This window comes from Runella sp. R5_40 (genome assembly GCF_057652295.1).
Map to the genome: position 1 here is coordinate 453,150 of NZ_JBYFCH010000001.1, position 23,171 is coordinate 476,320.

Consider the following 23,171-nt stretch of genomic DNA (forward strand, 5'->3'; position numbering starts at 1 on the left):
AAAACCAATAAAGTTATGGAATCAACCTTTGTGTTACGCCGCGACGAACTGAATACCGAATTTATTGAAGTAATCAAAACACTGTTTAAAAATCAGCAGGAATTACAAATTACGGTTACCGCCTCGCACGATTTTGGGCTTAATGAACCTGAAAGTGAAGATGCTTATTGGACACGATTAAAAAAGGCCGCTGCCAATGTAGAATCAAGGACTCAGGTCGTAGAAGTTTCAGAGGATGAGCTAGATGACATGGCTAAGCGACTATTACAAAAATGAGAAAGTTGGTTTTTGATGCTGATGCCTTTGATGATTTTGCAGATTGGGGAATTTACAATCGCAATGTTTTCAAGCGCATTTATGAGCTTTTAAAAGATATTCGCAGACATCCCTTCGAAGGCATTGGAAAACCGGAGCCTTTGAAGGGGGATTTGAAAGGATATTGGTCTCGCAGAATAACTGATGAGCACCGTTTGGTATATAGAGTGGAATCTGATGAGCTTATTTTAATTATCTCCGTTAAAGGACATTACAGCGACAAATGAAGGTATGAAAAATCTCCTGAAAGATCCTAGATTAGTCATTAATGTTGTACTTACTGCTATTTGTACCGTCGTTTTTCTTGGGTCTCTGATATTACACTATGGCAACCTCAAAGATACAGTTGCTGTTTCAGGTCCTCTTGGAGATACGTTTGGTGGACTATTCTCCCCTGTTATTGGACTCATTACCTTTGTCCTTGTTTATCGTACCTTTCAAGACCAACGTTCCTCAAATAATCACTCTAAAAGCGCAACAAATCTTGACTTGTTATTACAAGCATTAGAAAGGCATCATCAGAGTTTATATATTGAGGATCCAGATTCTTTCAAAGATGTTCATAATCCTGCTGGTAAAACCACCGGCCCAAATGTGCTTGACGTCTTTCTTTACACAGATAGAACATTTTTACCTAGATTCAATAGCTTGATTCACCTGATTGAGTCAACAGGCACTTTTGACTTAACAGATCAACATAGAACATTTTTTTTAAATGAATTCAAAATTGTATTGGATAGTTTTTTTGGGGTTTATCATCCGATAGTTCATGCAATTCATGATAAAATTCAATACATTCCAGAACAAGAAGAGCCTTTTTTAAATGATTACGTGATAACAGAAACAGGCTCTGACCTTGATCGTATTTCCTTTAACTCAAATATCAATTCTTACAGTAAGTTTCTCCTGTCATATTACGAGTTAATTGAAAGGCTCGAAAGGTTAGACCTTATCCAAACTACTACAATTGAAACGGTTCCCGCAAAAGTCTTCTTTGAACCTGACCCTATCAACTTCGACTTAGTCAACAAAATACGCCAAAAACCTCTATTTGATATAAAAATAACATCTCCCTCTTGAAATAGGTACTATTTTATATCACCTCCTATTTCCTCTTCTCCAACCCATCAATCCACTGCGTAATCAGCGCTACGCCTTCTTTGTGGATGCTCACTCGGCCAATTTCGGGCATCATTACGCCCGGATGCACCGAATTCATGCGGTAGGTAAGAATGGATTCTTTTCCCTTGCCTGGGTTTATGTCAAATCGGTAAGGCCCTGCCCCCATCCCCGCTGCCACAGGCGATTTCAACACCCCCCAATGAAACGGGTCTTTTTCTTCGACGTTCAGGTACAAACCCGACGTAGAAGCGGGGCCATTGGCATGGTGACAATGCCCACAGTTGACATCCAAATACGACCGCGCACGGTCATTGAGTGACGCCTTCGCCTCGTTCATGCCCACCAAAGGCACAATTTTAGCAATATCTTCTGCTTTGGCTTTTAGATACCCTACTTTTTGCCAACGTGCCAACTGGTTTTCTTTGCCGTCTTGGTAGGCAAGTTCGTGGTTCAACTGCTTGATTTTTGGCCCAATAGGCATAAAAACGTCCTTCCGATTGTGGCAGCTTTTGCACTGATTTTTGTTGGGAATGGCATAATTTATCTGGTGCATTTGCCCTGCTTCGTCTTTCCAGTTTACTGGAATCGTTTCACCCGTTATTTTGTAATCGGCTTCGGTTTGGTCGTCTTTCCAGCGATAGGGATAGGCTTTCCACGTTCCTTGGTCTTTTACCAACAGGCGCGTTTCAAGAATACGACGTTCGCCCGTCGGTTTGGAGAAATCTTGGGGATAGTAGAAATTTTTGACCAAAATTGTTTTATCAGGAAAATCCAACGGTTCGTTGGGCTGACTCACGTCAAACGTCGCCGATGTACCCTCGGGCATCCAAACAAAGCGTTTTTTAAAGGCATAATCGGTAAACAACGTCGCGGCAGGTTCGTATTCAAGTACGTTATCGTTGGGGGACAATTGCTTTAATTCTCCTTTATAAAAACCGTATTCTGAGAGTTTTTTAAGGGGAAATTCGCTAAAATTCAGTTGGGAAGGGTGCGCCGTTAAGCTGTTTTGAACCCTACAACTGTACAACCAACCTACTGTTATCATTACGAGCGATAACCAGATGAGTTTTGATTTAAACATAAAATTTGAAAACAGTTATTACAAACCTTACAGGTTTAGATTTTTCACGTCCGTTTTTACATCTACATTACACGCAGCAAACGGCTTGACATCATTAAATACCTCGATTTCGGTGACTGCACCGCTGGCAGGGATTAAGAAGCGCGAAAAACGAAAATCTTTCTGGTTTTCTTTGATGCAAATATTCATCGGGTTTTGCTCCGCCGATTTTCCTTTTTTCTCGTCGATGATGCCATCATAAATCACATCTTGCGATTTAAAGCACTTCGCCGCCACCAATTTCCCCATTTCTTTGGTTAAGTCAGGCACCCCGAACGTTCGCTCAAAGGTATTGTCATGCACCGACACGTTGGTCGTAAACGGCGACCAACCTGGGTGGTTAGGAATGGGCAATTCGGTGATGTGATAACTTGCGATGGCAATTGAGTATGTCTTGTGGTTCAAGATTTTATTATTAAAAATCTCCACCTCATTTCCTGCCAAGACAATAATGCCACTTCCTGGAGGAATCATCGTTACGGCATTGCCATTTTGACCGTTGCTCACCTCGGCAAAGTTTTCGTGGTTGTTTTCTTTGAGCGTGTTGTTATACACTTTCGTACGCGAACCAAAAGCCTTGGGCAAACCTGGCAAATTAAAAATCAAAATTCCTCCCGTGTTGTTTTCAGCAAGGTTATTATACACTTCGGCATTGTCCGAATTTTCGATTTCGATACCCGCTACGTTTTCAAACACATAATTGTCGCGAACAATGATGTTTTCCGATTGCCCCACGTAAATCCCCGCGTCGCGCGAGTGAGAAACTTCGCATTTTTCTACCAATACATTTTTGCACTGAACAGGATAAATGCCGTAAGTACCATTTTTAGAATTTTTATCATTGGTCCACGTGGTGTTCACTGCCCGAAACGTGATGTTGTTGCAATGTTGCGTTTTGATGCAATCCCCAGGCGCATCCATGACGGTAAAATCTTGCAGCGTAATGCCATCGCCCGCAATTTTCACCCCTTCGCCTCCCGTTTTGATGTTTTTAAAGGACAACACCGTGTTATACATCCCCGCTCCTTTGATGGTTACTTTGTTGACTTTATCTAAAATCAACTGGGTATTCATTTGGTAAAAGCCTTCGGGAATTTCAATCGTTTCACCTTCTTTTGCTTCAATAAACTTTGCAACCAGCGCCTCCATTTGCTCGGGCGTAGCTTTGGGCAAAGCGGCAATGTCTAGCTTACTTTTTTTGGTTTCTTTGGAACCACAGGCGGTCATCAAGACGGCTACCATGACAGCCCCGACGAGGGTTGTTAATAATTTCATGTACAGGTGAGAGGTTTATGGTTATTGGACAAAAGTACCGTCTTATTGGCAGACTGTTTCTTGACATTTGTCAAAAAATCAACGACTTACTCGTTTGGCGCGGATTCGGCTGAGGGTTTCACCGCTGATTCCTAAAAACGAGGCCACCATCGACAGCGGCACGCGCTGCAAAATTTGGGGTTTTTGTTCCATCAGGTGCTGATAGCGTTCGGCAGCATTTTGTGTTTGTAGCTCTTTGATGTACGCATCGCTGTTCATCAAATAATATTCCGCAATGATGCGTCCCAAACGTTCAATCTCGTGAAATTGGTCGTACAGTTGATACAAATCCGCGCGACTTACTTGGATCACTTTGGTAGGTTCAATGGCCTGAATCGCCGTGTGACTCGGTTGTTGGGAAATGAAACTTGGCAACGACACCGCAATGTCTTTTTCGAGTCCAAACCACACCACTACTTCTTCGGTTTGTTCATTGAGATAATATTCTCGAACGCATCCCTTTACCACAAACGAAATCACATCGTTGACGCCATTCAACGGTACAATATGCTCACGTTTAGCGTATTGCCTCACTTTCAGAACGTCCGACAAAGCCGTTTTCGCCTCCACCGACAGCGGAATAAATGCTTCTAAATACGTAATAAAATCAAGTTCCGACTGCATAGAAAACCCTCCACGGATAACGAATAACAGTTAACGGCGCACAAGCGCCTAAAAATCAATTTGATAACTCAACACTGGTACAAATCCATTTCCTGCGCGGCGTGCTTCGAGGGTATTGGTTGCGACGTTATAGCTGGTGCTGGTATAATTGATGTAATTGGTCGCATTCTGGACATCGAGTGAAAGCACCGTTGCGTACTTTTTGCGGTTGGAACGGTACGACACCCGCCCGTCAACGCGGAAATAAGCAGGTGCTTGGGCGGCATAATCAGCCCCTGCGAGCGGGACAAAACGCTTGGCTTTGGCCGATGCCACCACATCAATCGGGGTATATCGGTACCCGCCATTGTACATCGAACGAGCGCCTAGTTGAAACACCGAACCATTTTTAAACGTAAACTCTCGTCCGAACGTCAGCGCTGTGCTAAATCGGTCATTGAAAGCCGAATTATAGGTTTTTCCATCGGCGGTTTGGTAGGTCGAGTTAAACAACGAACCTGTGATAAGCAAGTAGTATTTTTTCGAGAAAAAGCGCTCGACCGACATATCTATTCCGTAGTTTTTCCCTTTGCCTTTCGCCACCGTTGTAAACTCAGGAAAGCCATCTGCGCCGTTAAGCATCCAATACGCCGAACCCGCATTGGGTTCTACAAGGACTTTGCGCAACAGTTGTAGATACACTTCGGTCGAAAACTTCCACAAGCTTGGTGTGATGTAATTGTAACTCAAAATCAAATGATGTGACCGTGGGAAAGCAGCGTTTTGGTTGGGATAAGATTCCACAATTTTTCCCGCAATGGTGTCTTTTTTGAGGTAAAAATAGGTACTCATCGGCAACAATTGGCTGTGAAGCCCGTATGCCAAGCTCACCGTATGCGCCTTGGGCGAACGGTATTGAAACGATAAGCGTGGCTCCAAAGAAGTTGTATTGTTTAACGCCAAATACATCGAATGTAAGCCCGCATTCATCACCAATCGGTCGGTCAGGTTGCGGACAATTTGCGCGTACGCCTGCACCGTTTGGGTCGTTCCTTTGCCATTGACCGACTGCTGGCGCCCCGCGTTGAGGACATTAATATCGGTCACGGAAGCGCGCGGGGCGGTTTCTTTAAAGAACGAAAACTGAATATGGTTGGCAATCAGTCCTGCTTTTAGGCGTGTTTTGGCATCAAATTTATAATTATAAGCGGCAGTAGCGGCCAGTCGAAACTCATCGTATTGTTGGGTATCGTACCGAAACCGTACATCTTGCAAATTGAGCGTATCCGAGTTGCGCTTAATGCCACTTCCAATCACCGCTACTACGTATTTTATCGACGATTTTTCGCTGAGATTCGCCGTATGCGTCACGCCCAACGCCCCCATGTTGGCAGGTCGTACGCGGTCTTCCCAGTTATCGGCTTTTCCCACTATTCGTTTTTCGGCAGGCTCCACGGGCATATAATGTTCTTCACTGAGACCTCCTAACCCGAAAACGGTCGTAGTACGTTTGCCATCTTTGCTATGAAACGCCAAATTGAAGGATAAGTCTTGAAAAAGGTTCGTGACACGTTCGCCTACTAAATAAAAACCCATTTGGCTCAACAGTCCTAATGTCGAATAACGGTAGTTAATAAGGTACGACGAACGTCCTTTTTTAATGGCTCCTTCGGTCGAGAAATCGAGTCCCAGTACCCCGATTTTGGCGCGATATTCTCGTTTTTGTAGGTTTCCTTCCCGAAAACGAATATCAAAAGCCCCCGACAAGGCATTCCCGTATTCGGCGGGCATTCCTCCCGTAAAGAAATCGGAGCGCCCGAGAAGTTGGGCACTAAACACCGAAATACCCCCGCCCCCCGAACCAGGCTGGGCAAAGTGATTGGGATTGGGAATATCGATACCTTCCAAACGCCACAAAATGCCAAAAGGAGAATTGCCTCGCACAATGATTTTATTCTCGTTTTCGTCACGCCCTGCTTTTACGCCTGGATACGCCAACGCCATCCGCCCAGGGTCGTTGACCGACGCAGGGATGCGCTCGGTTTCTTCCACCGTAAACGAACGCGCACTGACATACGCGAGGTCGTTGACAGGCCGACTGAGGTTTTGTGCCGACACAACTTTTACTTCTTGTAAATTGTATAGATTTTCTTTCAATTCGATGTTCAATACCACCTCTCGAACTGAGTTGAGGATAAACTCTTCCGTTGTAAAATCCTCATAACCAACCATCGAACACTTCACCGACGTACGACCAATGCGCACATTGGGCAGCACAAACTCACCCAAGGTATTGGTTTGGGTTCCCTGCGTCGTCCCCACTACCATCACCGATACACCCACCATCGGTTGCCGATTGACACGGTCAATCACTCGTCCACGCACGGTTTGGGTTTTGGTTTGTGCCACTATACCAAAACAGTGGCTCAGTATCAATAAACAAGCTAGAAGATAGTGGTTTCGCATAGGGTAATGGATTGACTTATTGAACAAAGGTTGTGAGAAAGTTAATTTTTATTGGGTCTCCATACAACCGAAGGGAAGCAACCGAAGTACAATTTAAATTCAAAAATGTCAGTATGTACTTAATTACTTTCCCCGCTGCCGAAAGCTCAAACTTTCGGCAGCGCGAATCTTTTTACTTCTTTGCTTGCTTCTCGCCTTTCACCGACCGCAGGTACTTGACCAAATCCAGCACTTCCTGTTCCGACAGGTTGTCGAACAAACCGACGGGCATCAACGACGTGGGCATTACCTCCCGCGACTGAATGGCGGATTTGTTGACAACCACAGCATCTTGCCCCACAATCCGCATCGTCAACTGACGCTCGTTTTCGGCAATGACGTTGCCTGAGTATGTGCGCCCGTCGCGGGTAGTGACGACGACGAGTTTGTAATCGTCCTGAATTTCGCCGCTGGGATTCAGCACGTTGAACAATAAGTAGTCGAGGCTGGCGCGGTTGGAGCCTGTCAAATCAGGGCCAATATTGCCGCCTTTACCGTACATTTTGTGGCAGCTTCCGCACGTCCGCTGAAACACCACTTCGCCCTTCACGGGATTGGCCGCCGCAACGGCTTTTTCGGTAATCATGCGCTGGTATTTGGCGTACGATTTTTCCAGCGATGGCTCCTGCTCAATCGGCCCCCACACTTCGATGAACCCGCTACCGACTACCCGCAGCAACTGTCGTGCGGCATACGGCGGCACGTCCCGCTTGGGGATGACCTGATTTTTAAGAGCTTGCGTTAACTGCCAGCCGTATTTTGGCCGCGACGAAAGGGTCTGAATGGCCTGTTGTTTTTCGGTCGCCGTAAAGTCTTTGTAATTCGAAATCAACAACTTCGCCAGCGGTTCTTTGTCATAATCGGCAATGGCCCGAATCACGTCCAAACGCAGTTTTGGTTCGTTGAGCAAGGCAGGAATTTCGGCCACCAGTTCCTCGCGCTTGCGAACGGCAATGGCCTGCAACGCCTGCTGACGCTGTACCAACGGCGCATTTTTGTTTTTGAGCGTCACCATCGACTTTTGTGTGGCTTCGGTATCGCCAAAACGCTGGGCAATCTGTAACGCCAGTTGGGCGGTTTCCCCCCCGCTTTGTTTGAGTTTGGTGTACAACCCCGACCAGTTGGCAGGCGCTTTGAGGTCAAAACGGCCTTCCAGCCCGTCCCGCATCCCTTCCAGCATACTGACAACATTGAGCTTTGGCAAAGTTTGGAACTTTACCAACGTTCCGACTACGCTTTCTGGCGCATTGGCATCAATCAACCGACGGGCTACGTATTTTGACACCAGTGGAATCTGCGCCTGAGCGGCCAACTCCAGCGCCCTTTGCGGGTTGGTTTTTACCAGTGGTTCCAGTCCGAACCAAATCATTTTAGGCAAATTGTGGTCTTCGTTGTCTTCGCCGTGACGGGACAATTGCTCCGCTATTTTCCACGCCGTTTCAGTATCTACCCGCTGCATGGCCGATGCCAGATACAACCGAACGACGGGCGAAGGATCGTCTTTGGCCATTTTCGCAAATGCGACCAATGCCGCCGAACTAGGGGCTTTGTCTTCGCACAATAACTGAATCGCCCACGCCCGAACGTATTCATCCTTGTCGGCCAGCGATGCCTGTAAATCGTTGGCGGACAATCGGTTGGTCACGTATAACGCCCACATCCCCCGAAGACGAAAATCGGAATTGGCGTTTTGTTGAAAAATAGTCTGGAGTTCCGTCACCGCATCGGCAGCAATGCTTCCTTTGACGGCGCGTGCCTGTAGAATCACCCGTGCACGGCGTGCGTGCCAGTCGCTCGGGCTGGTTTGCAGGGCGGCGAGTTGTTTATCCGTCAGTTTTGATAAATCATCGTAGCGGCCGTCCCAGTTTTTGGCCAGTGATTCTTTGGGCATAATTCGGAAAATTCGCCCCGTTTCGCCGTTCACCACTTCCTTACCGCAAATGTCGGCATCGTGCCAGTCGAGCACATACAGCCCGCCGTCAGGCCCGACTTCCATGCTGAATCCCACCCACTGAGCGTTGTTTGCCATCAGGAGTTCGTCACCGTGTTTGGCCACAAACCCTGACCCGCGCGGCACCAGTACATCCGATAAAACGGCGTGTTCGTGGATGTTGGCCATAAAAATACGCCCCTTGTGTTCTTCAGGAAACGCGTCCGACTGATACACCCGCGCCCCGCCGTGGGCCGAGCGGTGGCTGTGGTCGGCAATGGTTCGTATGTCGCTGTAAATGTAGGGGTTAAAGTGCTGACCACCCTGACGGTGATAAATCCCACCCAGAATGATGTGCCACATGTGCGGAATCACGCAGGCGCTGATAAACAGCTGCCCTTTGGCGTTGTAGTCAATTCCCCACGGATTGCTGAACCCGTGCGCTACCACTTCAAATTTATCTTTAGTCGGGTGATAACGCCACACCCCGCCGTTGATGTCCACGCCTTCCCCTTGCAACAAGTCTTCGGGGAACGGGTCTTTGTGGCGATACAGCTTGCCTTTGCCTTGTGGTTTACGCACCTTCGACGGGGTCGCAAACCCCTGACAGCCGTACAACCAGCCATCGGGTCCCCAATGCAAGCTGTTCAGTGTTTCGTGGCGGTCGCGAATGCCCCAGCCCGTTAAGCGCACCTCAATATCGTTCATGTCGGCCACGTCGTCGTGGTTGCGGTCGGGCACAAAAAGCAGGTTTGGCGGAGCACCCAGATACAGCCCGTCGAAACCCACCGCCATGGCCGCAGGAAAGGCAATACCTTCTAGAAACACCTTTTTGGTATCAGCCACGCCGTCGTGGTTGGTATCTTCCAGAATCAGGATACGGCTGTTTCCTGCGTTGGAAAAACCACTTCCGCGCGATTCATAATCGCGGTTTTCGGCCACCCACAAGCGACCACGGTCGTCCCAGCAAAAGGCCATTGGCTGCGTCATCATCGGTTCCGACGCCCACGTATTTACTTTGAAACCCTCCTTCAACGTCATGTTGGCTATAGCTTCTTCGGGCGTCAGAAATTTAGCGTCGCGGCCTTCCTGCTGCGCAATGCCCCACAACGAATACATCATTTCCTGTCCGCTGTAGTCGCTCCACGTGTTGTTCATTTTCACATCATTGAGCTCGCCCGTATAAATCACCAGCTGGTGTTTAATCACTTCCACTTTTCCTTTCGGAATCTGCCAGTCGCTCAGACGCGCTTTCGCAGGACCAATTCCCAGCTGACCGTCCACCCGCCAATGCTGCGGAAAGCCTTTGTTTTCGGGGTGATCTAGTATGGCGATATGCGCCCAGTCGGAACGACCTTCAATCTGCATACCTACATCAACCCAGCCCGCACGCTGCCCCTCAGCCTTCTCATTTTTCTGGCGAGCCGCATTAATTACCTCTCCTTTAATGCCCTGCTTCCACGGCATCCGTACAAACAGCCCGCCGTAGTCGTACTTACCGATGGTGACGTCGGTTTGGGCTTCGCCCGCCCATTCCAAATCCAGCAGATAGCGGCCATCCTGTTCGCGCATCACCCACGTCTGGGTTTCGGTCAGTACGGCGTTGCCTTTTTCGTCGAGCAGGTCATACACTGTTTCCCATTTCACTTCCGTGCCCTGTGCTTTGATGACTTTGGCCGAAACTTTACGCCAATAATCGCCTTCGGGATGATGGAAATAATCGCGGCCGTTGACCCGCGTAAATCCCCAGTAAATCCCCGTTTGGTGTTTGTGATGACCTGGGCTGTACTCCGTCAGAATCCCCTTACCATCGGGCGCCACGATGGGGTGCAGATAAGGTCGGTGGTCGGGTTTTACATTTTGTACCAAAATCGGCTGCTTTATACCTAAACGAGCCACCGAAATGGTTGAGTTTTTTGAGTCGTAAACAGCATGTAATACCGACTTTTTTGGCGGAATTTTCAACTGTTGTTTTTCCTTTGGAACGAATGCCATTCCTACTAATAAACATAAAATGAATCCCAAAAACGCAGATAATCTCTTCATATCTATTGAATTAAGCCTATTTATTCTTAAAAGCATTCAAATACAAAATGTTCCTTTTACAAATCATTGTTATTTTCAAACAATTGATTTAATATAACGCTACTTTTTAGGTGGCTCAAAAATGAGGCATATACCAAAGTCAAGACACAACTCATAAAAAACCACTTTAACAAAGTAGAAATTATTGACCTCAACACTACTCTAATCCATCATGCTGCTATTCTCTACCAGAAAAGTTATTACAACTTTACTCTTGCTCATTATTGCCTATTCTGCCGTCATTGCCCAACAACTCACAGGGCGCGTGTATGAAAATCAAACAGGTAAGCCCCTCATCGGAGCCCAAGTCACAGTCGAAGGACTTGATGTCTCAGCCCCCACAAGGCGCGATGGCAGGTACAGTATCCCCGTCAGTCGAGGTGAGTATTTTGTCCGAGTTACAATGCCAGGCTACGTCACCTACCGCACCCTCATTCGTTTTGGAGTTGTCGATTATCAACTCAACATCTCCATGCGCGTTTCTAGCGACCTTACGCAGGAAGAAACCGAAGTCGGCACGCGCGACGCCAATACCCGTACGTACACCGACACCCCCGTGGCCATCGACAACCTCAAGATTGAGCAGTTTGCCGATGCCTTTGGACAGTTGGATTTGAGTCAACTACTCCATTTTGTACTCCCTTCGTTCAACTCCAACCGCCAGTCGGGTTCGGATGGTGCCGACCACGTTGACCCGTCGGTATTGCGGGGGCTAGGCCAAGACCAAGTTTTGGTACTTATCAATGGTAAACGTAAGCACCAAGCTTCGCTTATTTACTTGTTTGGAACCACAGGTCGTGGCAACACCCCTACCGACCTCAACACCATTCCAGTAGCGGCGATTGACCGCGTCGAAATATTACGCGATGGCGCCAGTGCCCAGTACGGTTCGGATGCCATTGCGGGCGTTATTAACATTGTACTGAAATCTAGCACCAATGGACTAAAAGTCAATACCAACCACAGCATTACCGACCAAGGAGATGGCTTTTCTCAAAACTACAGTTTACACTACGGGAAAGCACTTAAAAACGACGGTTTTTTTGATGTAACCGCCGACTACATGGGCCGTGGTCGCTTATACCGCCCCTCTTACAGTGCCTATAGCGAAGTGCCACGTGCCAAATTTGGCGATGCCAAAGTGAACAGTTATAGTGTGTATTTTAACACTGAAGCGCCATTTAACCGTCAGAAAAAACTGTTTTTCTATGCTTTTGGCGGTATTCAATCACGTGGTACGGATGCCAATTCTTGGACGTATGAGGCCGACAACGAACGGAACATCAAAGCGATTTATCCCAATGGTTTTGAACCCCGTATTTTGTCACAAATTTGGGACGGAACGCTCTCAGTGGGCGTCAAGACCAAAACCAACAATGCTTGGAACTTTGACATCAACAATACCTTTGGCCAAAACCAAATGCACTATACCGTTGCCAATACCCTCAACGCTTCGTTGGGAGCAAACTCGCCCCGTTCGTTTGATGCAGGCGGCTTTGGGTTATTGCAAAACGTGACAGGAGCGCACCTAACGCGCAAATTTCGAAATGGCCTGCGTACGACCCACGTAGCGCTAGGTACCGAATTACGGGTTGAAGACTACTATGTGTTTGCTGGTGAAGAAGCTTCTTGGAAAAAGTACCCCAACGCCGCCGATTTGCCTGGCGGTGCTCAGACATTCCCAGGCTATCGGCCCGACAACGAAGTGAATGCTGTTCGTACCAATTTGGGCGCTTATGCTGACCTAGAAACCGACCTTACGCGCTCGCTGTTGGCCACTTTTGCGACTCGTTTTGAGCGTTATAGCGATTTTGGGAACGCCCTCAATGCCAAAGTTTCGTTTCGACTAAAAGTAAATGAAACCTTCGCCCTCAGAGGATCGGCCAGTACGGGATTCCGCGCGCCTTCGTTGGCCCAGTCGCATTTTAGCTCTATTTTCAACGACGTTGTAGATGGAGTCTCTTTTGAAAAAGTACTGGCCGCCAACAATAGCTCCATTACGCGCGCCCTTGGGGTCCAACCTCTCAAGCAAGAAACCGCCATCAACGCCAGCGCAGGTGCTGTTTTTAAGCCCAATACCAACTTTAGCCTAACTGTGGATGGTTATTATGTATCGGTCAAAAACCGTATTTTGTTGACAGGCGATTTTAGCGAAGACGACCCCGACCTTGCCAAATACCTCAAACCTTTGGACGTAAAATCGGCCTTATTTTTTACCAACGCCCTGAGTACACAAAGTTATGGGGTGGACATTGTGGGAACGGCTTTTTCAGAAATTGGTGAAAAAGGAAAGCTCGAAACGATGTTTTCCATGAATTACAACCACCTTTCTTTGGGAAAAATCAACACAACGGCGTCTTTGGCAGGAAAAGAAGAGTACTATTTTTCGGAACGTGACCAGTCTTACGTTTTATATGCTGCGCCAAAATATAAATTCAACCTGACCTTTGCACTTCAACAACCCAAGTTTAATGCGAATCTTCGTTTTATTGGGTTTTCCAAAATTGACATCAAAAGCCACGGCCAAGACGACCAAGGGAATTACATCTCAAACATCTACAACGCCCGTGTTATTTCTGATGCCTCCGTCGGCTTTTTGCTCAAAAAAGGTACTCGGTTAATCATCGGCTGCTCTAACCTACTAGGCACTTATACCAACAACCACAACCCCAACGAAAGCGAAACGGGAGGCATGTACGAATCTGTACAGATGGGCTACGTAGGTCGCTCTTTCTTTGGTAAACTTCGGTTTAATTTCTAATTCCAACAACGGTACTTCAAGCAGTGAACAATGGCTTGAAGTACCGTTACAAGCTTTGTGATAAGGCCACGTACTCAGCAATGAGCGTCCAACAGTGCGCTTCACACTCCCAACGCATTTGCACCAGTGGCGACTTGGCCCATCGGTAAAGCCAAGGATGTTCGTAGGCCGTCAACAAACCCGCAATAAAAAAGTAAAACCCTTCAAAGTCCGCCTTTGTCAAGGTTGACAAATCACGGCTCACGGTTATCCCTTCCGTCACCCCTAAGCGTATCAATGACGTTTTTAACACAATTTCGTCCAAAATCGGTTGTTTTTTGGTCAACAACTGCTGCGTATCTGCCATCAATTTTTCCCGAATGGGCTCCAACGCTGGAACGACAAAAGCACCCATAAGCCGAGCTACGTGGTAAATAATCGGAACCGTTCTTGGGTATTCGTGCGCACAGCGAAACGGCTCCTCAAGGTATCGATTTGTTTCAATAACCGACCGAATGTAGGTCAAGCTATCCTCGTCGTGTCGATTGAGCGGAAGTTGGTATTCATAAATACAATACATCAAATTGGCCAACACACACGCGTCAAATTCGATGTACATATTTTTTCCAAACCACGTGGAATACGCCCGTAAATTCCGATAATCGGCGTAGGTATTCTTCACCTGTAGTTTCGTGAGGTTCGCGTGTAAAATCAGCTTCTCTTTTAGCCATTTTACCTCTTCGTTGGTAGGCGATGAAGTCAGGTAAATCATGGCCGTATCGTCCACGTCATCAGGAATCCGAAAATGTTCGAATCGGCGAAATAAATAGCCATTTGGAAAATGATTAGACGGCCGTGTTTTCCAAAAATTATACGTTTTCAAGCCATCTTTGTTCCGAAAAAGCGGGTACGTTTTTAACGCTTTTTCTTCCATTACTTCCACCTGCTGTTGGGCTTTCTTGGGTAGCTTTGACTTTATTTTTTGTAGTGTAAACACAACAACGGCCGTAAAAAACACCGTCGTATCTGGCCTTACGTACCCAATTGAGCGGTTGACGCGCTGGGCTGGAAAAAGCCCTTCATCAAAACATCCTTCCCCTTTCGACTGCAAAGCCGCAATTTTTCCGATGATTCTCTCCAGTAGTTCTGCGCTAGTTAAATCCATGTACGAATATCGCAAAATCTTTTTCACCAAAAACATTGGCACCAAATCCCAACTGTAAATCAGCGATTTAAAAGTTTGGCACGGAGTTTGATAGACCCTAATCAAGTAACCTTAATCCATACAATAAAATGAAAAAAGTATATACATCGGTTGTTGCTATGCTCATCGCAGGTATGAGTTTTGGCCAGCAAACTTTTATTTTATCACACATCGACCACCGTGGTTTTATCAACCTTTCAGGGGGTATCAGTATGCCTGTAAAGTCGCTCATGAAAGGCGACCCCACAGCACCTTCGGACGTATCAGCGCTGCGTGGTACTTCTATGCAAATCACAGGCGGCTATCGTCTTACGCGCCGTTTGGGGGTGGTAGGTTCGTTTACCAATTGTTTAAATGAATCAAGTACCCAAAAGCTAGTTCAAAATATCCAAACAAGTCACTCTGGAGGAAGTTGGAGTGTTACGGGAGGCACTTGGAACTGCTCGCACTTCATGGTAGGTCCTTACCTGACGTTGTCCAAAGGGCTTTTGATGTTTGATGCCCGGGTCACAGGTGGTTATTCTTGGATTGAGCGTCCATCGACAGAACTCAAAGGGCAGTTTTATGATGTCCCTTTGACCATCAAAACCTCCCAGACCAAAAGCGGTTCGTTTTCTGTAGGTGCTGGTAGCAGCATTCGCGTGAAAGTAACCCGCAATTTTGCCCTCGCCGTCCATGCCGACTACATCAGCACGCGTGCGTCGTACAACAACCTCACCAGCACCCTCACCATCGGTGAAGATAAGGTAGATGACAAAATCAGAGAAGTACATCCAATAGGTTTATTGAGCTTTGGAGGAGGTTTAAGTTTACTCTTCTAATTTTGGATTTTACACAACCATAAAAAAACTCCCTCAGGCATGTACCGAGGGAGTTTTTTTATGCGTAGGTCTAATGTATTATCCTTTGCGTTTCAACACGATACCCGCCAACGGCGGAATCGTAATTAAGGCCGACTGTTCCCGCCCATGCCACTTGATAGGCTCGGCCTCAATCGGTGTCGCATTGCTCACGCCACTACCAAAATACGCAGTCGAATCGCTGTTAAACACCTCTTCCCAACTACCCGCCGCAGGAACACCTATGCGGTATTGATACTGTGGCGTTGGCGTCATGTTGAGCACCACCACTATGGTGTCGCTTGGATTGATGCCTTTGCGCATATAAATCACAATCGAGTTGTCGCGGTCTTGGGCATCTATCCATTCAAACCCTTCGGGTGAGAAGTTGTAATCGTGTAAAGCTGGCTGACTACGCAGTGTTTGGTTGAGGGCCTTCATGCAGGCTTTCATACCTTGGTGCGAGCCATGGTTGAGCAAATGCCAATCGAGCGACTGCTGGAAATTCCATTCGCGTTCTTGTCCAAACTCCCCACCCATAAATACTAGCTTCGTTCCTGGGTGTGTGTACATGTACGTAAACAACAAACGGAGGTTGGCAAAGCGTTGCCAATCATCCCCTGGCATTTTTCCAATCAGCGAACCTTTACCATACACCACTTCATCGTGCGAAAGTGGCAACATAAAGTTTTCGGAGAAGGCATAAACCAAACTAAACGTGATTTGGTCTTGGTGCCAACGACGATACATTGGGTCTTTTTCAAAATACTTCAAGGTATCGTTCATCCAGCCCATCATCCACTTCATACCAAAGCCTAAACCGCCCAAATACACAGGACGAGAAACGCCAGGGAAGGCCGTCGATTCTTCGGCAATGGTTTGAACATCGGGGAACTCTTTGTAAACCGCTTCGTTCATTTCGCGCAAGAGCGAAATTGCTTCTAAGTTTTCACGGCCTCCAAATTCGTTAGGAATCCATTCTCCGTGTTTGCGTGAGTAGTCGAGGTACAGCATCGACGCCACGGCATCCACCCGCAAACCATCGGCATGGTAGCGTTCTAGCCAGAACAAAGCATTAGAAATCAAAAACGAGCGCACTTCGTTGCGGCCGTAGTTAAAGATATAGCTCTTCCAGTCGGGATGGTAACCCTTGCGTGGGTCGGCGTGCTCGTAGAGGTGTGTTCCGTCAAAATTGTACAACCCGTACGCATCGCCTGGGAAGTGAGAAGGTACCCAGTCCATCAACACCCCAACCCCTGCTTCGTGAAGCTTTTCAATCAGGTACATCAAATCTTGCGGCGCTCCCATGCGCGACGCACACGAGAAATAGCCTGTGATTTGGTAGCCCCACGACGGCGGATAAGGCGCTTCCATGATGGGCATAAACTCTACGTGGGTAAAGCCCATTTCCTTGACATAAGGCACCATGGCATCGGCAATCTCGCGGTAATTAAGGAACCGTTCGGGATCGGCGGGGTCGCGCATCCATGAACCCAAATGCACTTCATACACCGACATCGGCGCATTGAGGGCGTTGTTTTTCCGACGGTCGCGCATCCACGCTTCATCTTGCCATTCGTACCACGTATCCCAAACCACCGAAGCCGTCTTGGGCGCCACTTCGCACCACAAAGCAAACGGGTCGGCTTTTTCGAGGTCTTGGCCGTGGTTATTGGAGTGAATAAAGTATTTGTAAACTTCGCCACGACCAATATTCGGGATAAACCCTTCCCAAATACCTGAGCCATCCCAGCGAGCGCTTAGTGGGTGGCTTCCACGGTTCCAGCCGTTAAAATTTCCAATCACCGAGACGAAACGCGCATTGGGAGCCCATACTGCAAAGTACGTACCAATGACACCTTTGAACTCGACGACGTGCGAACCGAGTTTTTCGTACAGTTTGTAGTGCTTTCCTGATTTAAAAAGGTAAATATCAAATTCGGAAAACAGGGAATATTCTTCAACATTTTTCAACTCCACCGCTATTTCGGCAGTTTCTGCTGCTTCTACAACGGGTTCGGCTTTCTTGCGCGTTTTTTTAGGGACAGAGGGTTCGGCTACAACTTCTTTTTTTGTTTTGGTTGATTTTGCCATAATATTGAGCTTAGAGTTGGTTCACTATAGGTTATATGCCGCAAAATAGATTTTTTCGAGCCATAATTGTACTATTAAGTTTAAAAAATCTTTTTCCAATTAAAATACTCCCCCTATCTCTTTAACGGGCTACCTACACAAATGGATTTTTTTGACATCAATAACATCTTTTTTGAGGCATTAGGCTACCAAATGAGCCACCTCGAATTTTGGGCAACCATCACTGGCGGCGTGGCAGTTTGGCTCTCAGCCCGTGAAAATGTGTGGAGCTGGATCATTGGCTTGGTCAATGTCGTACTGGCTTTTGTGTTGTTTTATCAGATACAATTATATCCCGATATGTTTTTGCAGGTATTCTTTTTCATTACCAACCTCATCGGATGGTGGCAATGGAAATACCCGAAGGCAGCAGAAGCCAACCTCAAAAACGAACTTAGAATTAGCAAATTATCGGTGCAACAATGGCTTTTTCTGGGCGTCGGTGGGCTTATCTGTACGGTACTGTTAGGCACTTTTGCCAAAAATTTGCACGGATTATTTCCTACCTTATTTAGTCAGCCTAGCGCGTTTCCTTACATGGATTCTTTCACTACGGTGATGAGCATTGTTGCTACTTTTATGCTCATTCGCAAAAAAATTGAAGCGTGGTACGTGTGGCTCTTGATCGATGCCATTTCTACCTACATGTATTCGCTCAAAGACGTGAAGCTGTATGCTTTGCTTTACTTTGTTTTCTGTTTTATCGCCGCTTTTGGGGCTTACAACTGGACAAAGGAATACCGAAATTATTCCAAATAGAGCCAATAATTACTGGGGAATTTTTTGGGCAACGGCCACCGCAAAATCAATCGCTTGGTGCATAGGAGCTTCGTCCACATGGTCAATGGTATCTTCTGGGCGGTGAATATTGGGCATGGTTCCCTCGGCGTCTAAGGTCGAAAGCGTCATGCAAGGAATTCCCGCCCTGACAAACCAAGCGGAGTCAAAATCAGCCGTATGCCAATCTCCTACGGCTATCTCTTTAAATTGGGGCTGGGTTTCAATCAATGCCAATGCCGTTTTTGTTAGGTCATTGTTGTATTCAATCAACGACAAACTGCCCGTTTTTGTAATGACATTCAACTGGCCATTTCCCAATGTATCGAAGTTGATGAGGTAATTTTGGCGACTTTTATCAAACTTTTTCTGAAAGTAATGATAGGCTCCTATCATGCCTGCCTCTTCGGCGTTGGTCAGTACGACTTCTATCTCCGCATCTTTCAGTAATGCCTTCAATTTCTCCGCAGTTGCCAACGCAGCCACTACACCCGTGGCGTTGTCACTCGCACCGTTGGTAAACCCTTTTTGCCAAAAACCTATTGTCCCCAAAATGGCTTGCCCCAGAAAATAAGTGACTAACAACACCCGAATCACCAGTAAATACTGGTTTTGGGGCAAATGATAACTCAACCCTACCACAGGAACCGCCAAAGCCATCAAAACCATACTTGCCCGAATGGAATTACGAAAACCATCTTTGGTTTGGCGTCGGTACAAAAAAGAGACAGGAGCAGAGTCGAAATGTGCCATCAAAATCACTTTTTGACCATTGGCTTTTTCTCCATAACGCCCAATCACGTTCTCGGCACGCACCAAAGGCGGGGCGTATAGCAGCCAAGAGGGACGCCAATCGAAGTAAAGAACACCATTGACCGCAGATATGGCTACCAACAATACAGAAACCAATCCCCACCACTGCACACTCAACAGCCCAAGCGCCAAAACCCCAATCAGCCAATAAACAATAGGAACATAAGTCGCAGGGGTTTGAAATGTTTGTTTTTCGACGGTAAAGCCAATCTTTTGAAGGGTTTCGGCAATCAGGGTCGCCGTTTTTGTGTTTGAGCTACTACCAACACCACGGTGCGAAAAAGCCGTGAGCTGTCGTAAAAGTGAGGATGTTTGTAAAGCCATTCGTACTGGGGGCTAGTTGAAACGTCGTTTAGGAGCAAGGTTGTATCGGATACCTACACCAGTGGTAAAGCCCGCTCCTTTGGAGACAAACCTTGCTTTATCGGTAGGTTCTTGGTTATTTTTAATCGCCACTTCCATCTGCGCAATGTTCATCATACCGAACATTTGGCGAGCATACATGCTCAATGTCAAGCGGCGTGACAATGCCCAATGAATGCCTGCGTTGAGTTCGGCATTTATCGAATGTTGGCGAACCACCCCAACCGAACCTGAATACGCCAACGAATCAGTCCACGTATGCCCACGCGACGTGATTAGGCCACTAAACTTAGTAAAATTATAGGGTGTATTAGAACGAACGTATTGTAACCCTGCACCAAGGTGTGCTTCCAGTTTGTCATGAAAAACCCGTACTCGCCAATTGGCACGAATAGGAATACTCAAGAAACGAAAGGAGTTGGTTCCAATGACCCGGTCGGTTTGGTACAGATAAACAAGATTGAGCGGTAAAGCATACGCCCCCGTTTCTACCGAAAAATAAGGGTTCAAGATTCTTCCTACTTTGAGGCCGTAGATGGGCATAATCCCCGACCCTCCCGAGCTATATTTCTGGAGTTCTCCCGCCACCATGCGGGTTTGACTACTTAAAATACCAACGTCGGCACCTACGTACCAGTGTCCTCTAAAAAGGCGGTTTTGGCAAAATCCTGACGACAACGAAAACCACCACAACAATCCAGCAAGCGCGTAACCGTGTTTCATGGGCAGGGAGGGTTAAAATTCTGAATCTGTGGCTAATATACGAAAATGTCAGATGCTTTTCAAGCAAAATCGGTCAAACAAAGGTTTGCATACCTTTATTTGACCGATTTTTGTTTGTAGAGTCTCAGTCAGACGATAGTCAGACTGAATGCTAAAATCGTAGGTTCGGTCTGACTGTCGTCTGACCGAGTCCCAAGTCAGACGATAGTCAGACTGAATGTTAAAATCGCAGGTTCGGTCTGACTGTCGTCTGACCGAGTCCCAAGTCAGACGATAGTCAGACTGAATGCTAAAATTGCAGGTTCGGTCAGACTGTCGTCTGACCAAGTATTAAAACCAACCTGAACCCAAGTTGCGGAAAGGCCAAGGAATCGATAAGAAAATAACGACCAATGCGATTAAATAAAACGTAAACACTTTTGCGTGGTTTCCTTTTTTCCCTTGGGCGTTGCCGACCGTAATAAGGGCTACGGCAATAAGCATCCCAACGAGGTGCTCAACGGCAAAAAAGCGGTAAAATTTATCGCTCATCATATCAAATCGTACTTTCACACCAATGTTCATGAAGTACAAAATTAAACCGATAAGTAATTGTGTATGCGTCGCAATCATGGCAAACAAATACACTTTAGAATACGGGGCATTGCTTTCACTTTTCTTACCGAATGCTGTAATAATAGCCGCTATCAAAAGCCCTAATACAACATATCGCAAGCCTGAATGTGCACGAACGAGAATTTCCATTTGGGATTGGGTTGTTTAAAGTGGCGAGCCACTGTTATTTGTTAATTGTTGACTAAATACCAGACTTTCAACTATTTCACAAAAATTGAAAGGGTTGTTGACTCATATACGCCCAAGTTTGCATCCCGAACATTTTCCATGATAGGTCGTAAAGCACAGGTAGCTTCGTCGATGCAGTCGTCGCATTTTACATAAAAATGCAAAGACACACACGGCGTTGGGGCAATGGGACCATCAATAACCCGAATCACTTGCGCAAAATTGACACGTTCTGGATCAACTCTCAACATGTACCCTCCGCCTTTGCCTTTTTGGCTTGATAAAATACCGTGATTACGCAATTCCAACAGAATAGCCTCTAAAAACTTCTTAGGTATATTTTCGCGCTCTGCAATATGAGAAATAAGCACTGGGCCTTTGCCGTGCTCTTCGGTCAAAACTTTCAAAGCTTTGAGGGCGTATTTGGCTTTTTTAGAAATCATGAGTTAATCATTATGGTTGAGGGTTATAAACGAAAAAGACTTTTTTGCAAATTTAGTCGATTTGAACAATAGATTATCATGTTCAACTCATATTTTTTACGACTTTTTTCAATAGTCTATTAAATTTGAGTACATTACACTTGTCCTAACTCAAGCGGTCTTTGAAACTATCGTAGCCATATTCTTTGACAAGTTTAAAAGTACCATTTTGCTGAAATATACCAATTGAGGGCAAATTTACTCCATTAAAGGTCGTCGTTTTAACCATTGTGTAGTGAATCATGTCATCAAATACCAACGTTTGCCCCACTTCTAGCGGCTGGTCAAAGGAATAATCTCCCATAAAATCACCCGCCAAGCAGGTCATTCCGCCAAGGCGATAGGTTGGTTTTCCTGCCTGCGGCTCATGGTAAGCCCCCAAAATACGCGGCTTGTACGGCATTTCGAGGGTATCGGGCATGTGTGCCGCAAAGGATGTATCCAAAATCGCCACCTCAATTCCTTGGCTATTGACAATATCCAAAACCGTAGAAGTCAAATACCCTGTTCGCCAAGCAATCGCCGAGCCTGGCTCTAAAATAACCTCTAATTGGTATTTTTCTTTTAACCTTTTTACCAATTGAATGAGTTTTGGAATATCGTATCCTTCGCGCGTCATGAGGTGACCTCCACCCATGTTTAGCCATTTTGCTTGGTGCAACAAATCTCCAAACCGCGCTTCCAAGGCTTCCAGTGTTCGCTCAAGCACATCCGAACCATTTTCACAAAGTGTATGAAAATGAATCCCTTCAATACCTTCGGGGAGCGTTTCTCCAAAGTGGTCGCGAGTCACGCCCAAGCGTGAACCAGGCACGCACGGGTTGTACATGTCAGTATCTACTTCCGAATACTGCGGGTTGACCCGAATCCCACACGAAACACTTGCCGCTGGGTGAGCAGCATTGTAAGCACTTACTTTGTCTTTGAAGCGATTCCACTGAGAAAGCGAATTGAAGGTAATGTGGCTACTACGCTCCAATACTTCGTCAAACTCATTGTCTTTGTAGGCAGGAATGTACGTATGCGATGGGTATTCTAAATACTCATTGATCAGTTTAATTTCGTTTAGCGAACTCGCCGTTGCGCCAGGTAAATATTCCCTTACAATCGAAAAAGCACTGAACATTGAAAAACCTTTCAGAGCCAAGATGATTTGGCAGCCAGCCTCGTCCATCACTCCTTTGATAAGTTGTAGATTCTGACGCAATAAGCGCTCTTCCAATACAAAACAAGGCGACGGAAGGGTTGTAAAATCAATAGACATGTTATTTATATTGTCGAGTGACGAATGATTGAATCTTTATTTTATACAAATTTGTT

At 46.4% G+C, this 23,171-nt stretch carries 18 protein-coding genes; 6 read left to right on the top strand and 12 right to left on the bottom strand.

Going from position 1 to position 23,171, the window contains the following annotated elements; translation table 11 throughout:
- Positions 1-15: 15 nt before the first annotated feature.
- From AC23N5_RS02010 to AC23N5_RS02020, 3 genes are read left to right on the top strand one after another with little or no spacing between them, the layout of a single operon-like run.
- The gene (locus AC23N5_RS02010) at positions 16-276 is read left to right on the top strand and encodes a hypothetical protein (RefSeq protein WP_487754297.1); all 261 of its coding nucleotides are present in this window, start codon (positions 16-18) and stop codon (positions 274-276) included.
- Positions 273-542, top strand: a complete 270-nt coding sequence (locus AC23N5_RS02015; RefSeq protein ID WP_183978322.1) for a Txe/YoeB family addiction module toxin — start codon at positions 273-275, stop codon at positions 540-542. Before AC23N5_RS02010 ends, AC23N5_RS02015 begins: the two co-directional genes overlap by 4 nt.
- A gap of 4 nt (positions 543-546) precedes the next feature.
- Positions 547-1,395 carry a hypothetical protein gene (locus AC23N5_RS02020; protein ID WP_487754298.1) on the top strand — a complete coding sequence of 283 codons (849 nt, stop codon included), beginning with the start codon at positions 547-549 and terminating at the stop codon, positions 1,393-1,395.
- A 25-nt stretch (positions 1,396-1,420) separates the two neighbouring features.
- Here AC23N5_RS02020 and AC23N5_RS02025 read toward each other — a convergent pair whose 3' ends face one another.
- The 5 genes from AC23N5_RS02025 to AC23N5_RS02045 form a co-directional block, all read right to left on the bottom strand.
- The gene (locus AC23N5_RS02025) at positions 1,421-2,518 is read right to left on the bottom strand and encodes an SO2930 family diheme c-type cytochrome (protein WP_487754299.1); all 1,098 of its coding nucleotides are present in this window, start codon (positions 2,516-2,518) and stop codon (positions 1,421-1,423) included.
- A 27-nt stretch (positions 2,519-2,545) separates the two neighbouring features.
- Positions 2,546-3,832: a parallel beta-helix domain-containing protein gene (locus tag AC23N5_RS02030; RefSeq protein WP_487754300.1), complete on the bottom strand. Its 1,287-nt coding sequence runs from the start codon at positions 3,830-3,832 to the stop codon at positions 2,546-2,548.
- A 78-nt stretch (positions 3,833-3,910) separates the two neighbouring features.
- Positions 3,911-4,495: a Crp/Fnr family transcriptional regulator gene (locus tag AC23N5_RS02035; protein WP_487754301.1), complete on the bottom strand. Its 585-nt coding sequence runs from the start codon at positions 4,493-4,495 to the stop codon at positions 3,911-3,913.
- A 48-nt stretch (positions 4,496-4,543) separates the two neighbouring features.
- On the bottom strand, positions 4,544-6,940 hold the full coding sequence (locus AC23N5_RS02040; RefSeq protein WP_487754302.1) for a carboxypeptidase-like regulatory domain-containing protein: 2,397 nt from the start codon (positions 6,938-6,940) through the stop codon (positions 4,544-4,546).
- A 172-nt stretch (positions 6,941-7,112) separates the two neighbouring features.
- On the bottom strand, positions 7,113-10,955 hold the full coding sequence (locus tag AC23N5_RS02045; protein WP_487754303.1) for a PVC-type heme-binding CxxCH protein: 3,843 nt from the start codon (positions 10,953-10,955) through the stop codon (positions 7,113-7,115).
- 211 nt (positions 10,956-11,166) lie between these two features.
- On the opposite strand from AC23N5_RS02045, the gene AC23N5_RS02050 reads away from it, so the two are divergent.
- Positions 11,167-13,755, top strand: a complete 2,589-nt coding sequence (locus tag AC23N5_RS02050) for a TonB-dependent receptor (RefSeq protein WP_487754304.1) — start codon at positions 11,167-11,169, stop codon at positions 13,753-13,755.
- Between the two features lie 46 nt (positions 13,756-13,801).
- On the opposite strand, the gene AC23N5_RS02055 is transcribed toward AC23N5_RS02050, so the two are convergent.
- On the bottom strand, positions 13,802-14,899 hold the full coding sequence (locus AC23N5_RS02055) for a hypothetical protein (protein ID WP_487754305.1): 1,098 nt from the start codon (positions 14,897-14,899) through the stop codon (positions 13,802-13,804).
- Between the two features lie 128 nt (positions 14,900-15,027).
- On the opposite strand from AC23N5_RS02055, the gene AC23N5_RS02060 reads away from it, so the two are divergent.
- Positions 15,028-15,759, top strand: a complete 732-nt coding sequence (locus tag AC23N5_RS02060) for a hypothetical protein (protein ID WP_122932512.1) — start codon at positions 15,028-15,030, stop codon at positions 15,757-15,759.
- A gap of 78 nt (positions 15,760-15,837) precedes the next feature.
- On the opposite strand, the gene glgB is transcribed toward AC23N5_RS02060, so the two are convergent.
- Positions 15,838-17,871: a 1,4-alpha-glucan branching protein GlgB gene (glgB, locus tag AC23N5_RS02065; RefSeq protein ID WP_183978308.1), complete on the bottom strand. Its 2,034-nt coding sequence runs from the start codon at positions 17,869-17,871 to the stop codon at positions 15,838-15,840.
- A gap of 141 nt (positions 17,872-18,012) precedes the next feature.
- Between glgB and pnuC the strand changes: the two genes are divergently transcribed.
- Positions 18,013-18,669 carry a nicotinamide riboside transporter PnuC gene (gene pnuC / locus AC23N5_RS02070; RefSeq protein WP_487754306.1) on the top strand — a complete coding sequence of 219 codons (657 nt, stop codon included), beginning with the start codon at positions 18,013-18,015 and terminating at the stop codon, positions 18,667-18,669.
- A 9-nt stretch (positions 18,670-18,678) separates the two neighbouring features.
- Here pnuC and AC23N5_RS02075 read toward each other — a convergent pair whose 3' ends face one another.
- The 5 genes from AC23N5_RS02075 to nspC form a co-directional block, all read right to left on the bottom strand.
- Positions 18,679-19,824 carry a M28 family metallopeptidase gene (locus AC23N5_RS02075; protein WP_487754307.1) on the bottom strand — a complete coding sequence of 382 codons (1,146 nt, stop codon included), beginning with the start codon at positions 19,822-19,824 and terminating at the stop codon, positions 18,679-18,681.
- A 12-nt stretch (positions 19,825-19,836) separates the two neighbouring features.
- Positions 19,837-20,586 (bottom strand): hypothetical protein, encoded by a 750-nt coding sequence (locus tag AC23N5_RS02080; RefSeq protein WP_487754308.1) that lies wholly within the window; start codon positions 20,584-20,586, stop codon positions 19,837-19,839.
- 330 nt (positions 20,587-20,916) lie between these two features.
- Positions 20,917-21,330, bottom strand: coding sequence for a hypothetical protein (locus AC23N5_RS02085; RefSeq protein WP_028523918.1), 414 nt, complete (start codon positions 21,328-21,330; stop codon positions 20,917-20,919).
- A gap of 71 nt (positions 21,331-21,401) precedes the next feature.
- Complete coding sequence (locus tag AC23N5_RS02090; protein WP_122932518.1) at positions 21,402-21,812, bottom strand: RrF2 family transcriptional regulator; 411 nt, start codon at positions 21,810-21,812, stop codon at positions 21,402-21,404.
- A 145-nt stretch (positions 21,813-21,957) separates the two neighbouring features.
- A complete protein-coding gene (gene nspC, locus AC23N5_RS02095) occupies positions 21,958-23,115 on the bottom strand; it encodes a carboxynorspermidine decarboxylase (protein WP_487754309.1) in 1,158 nt (385 codons plus the stop codon).
- Between the last annotated feature and the right edge of the window lie 56 nt (positions 23,116-23,171).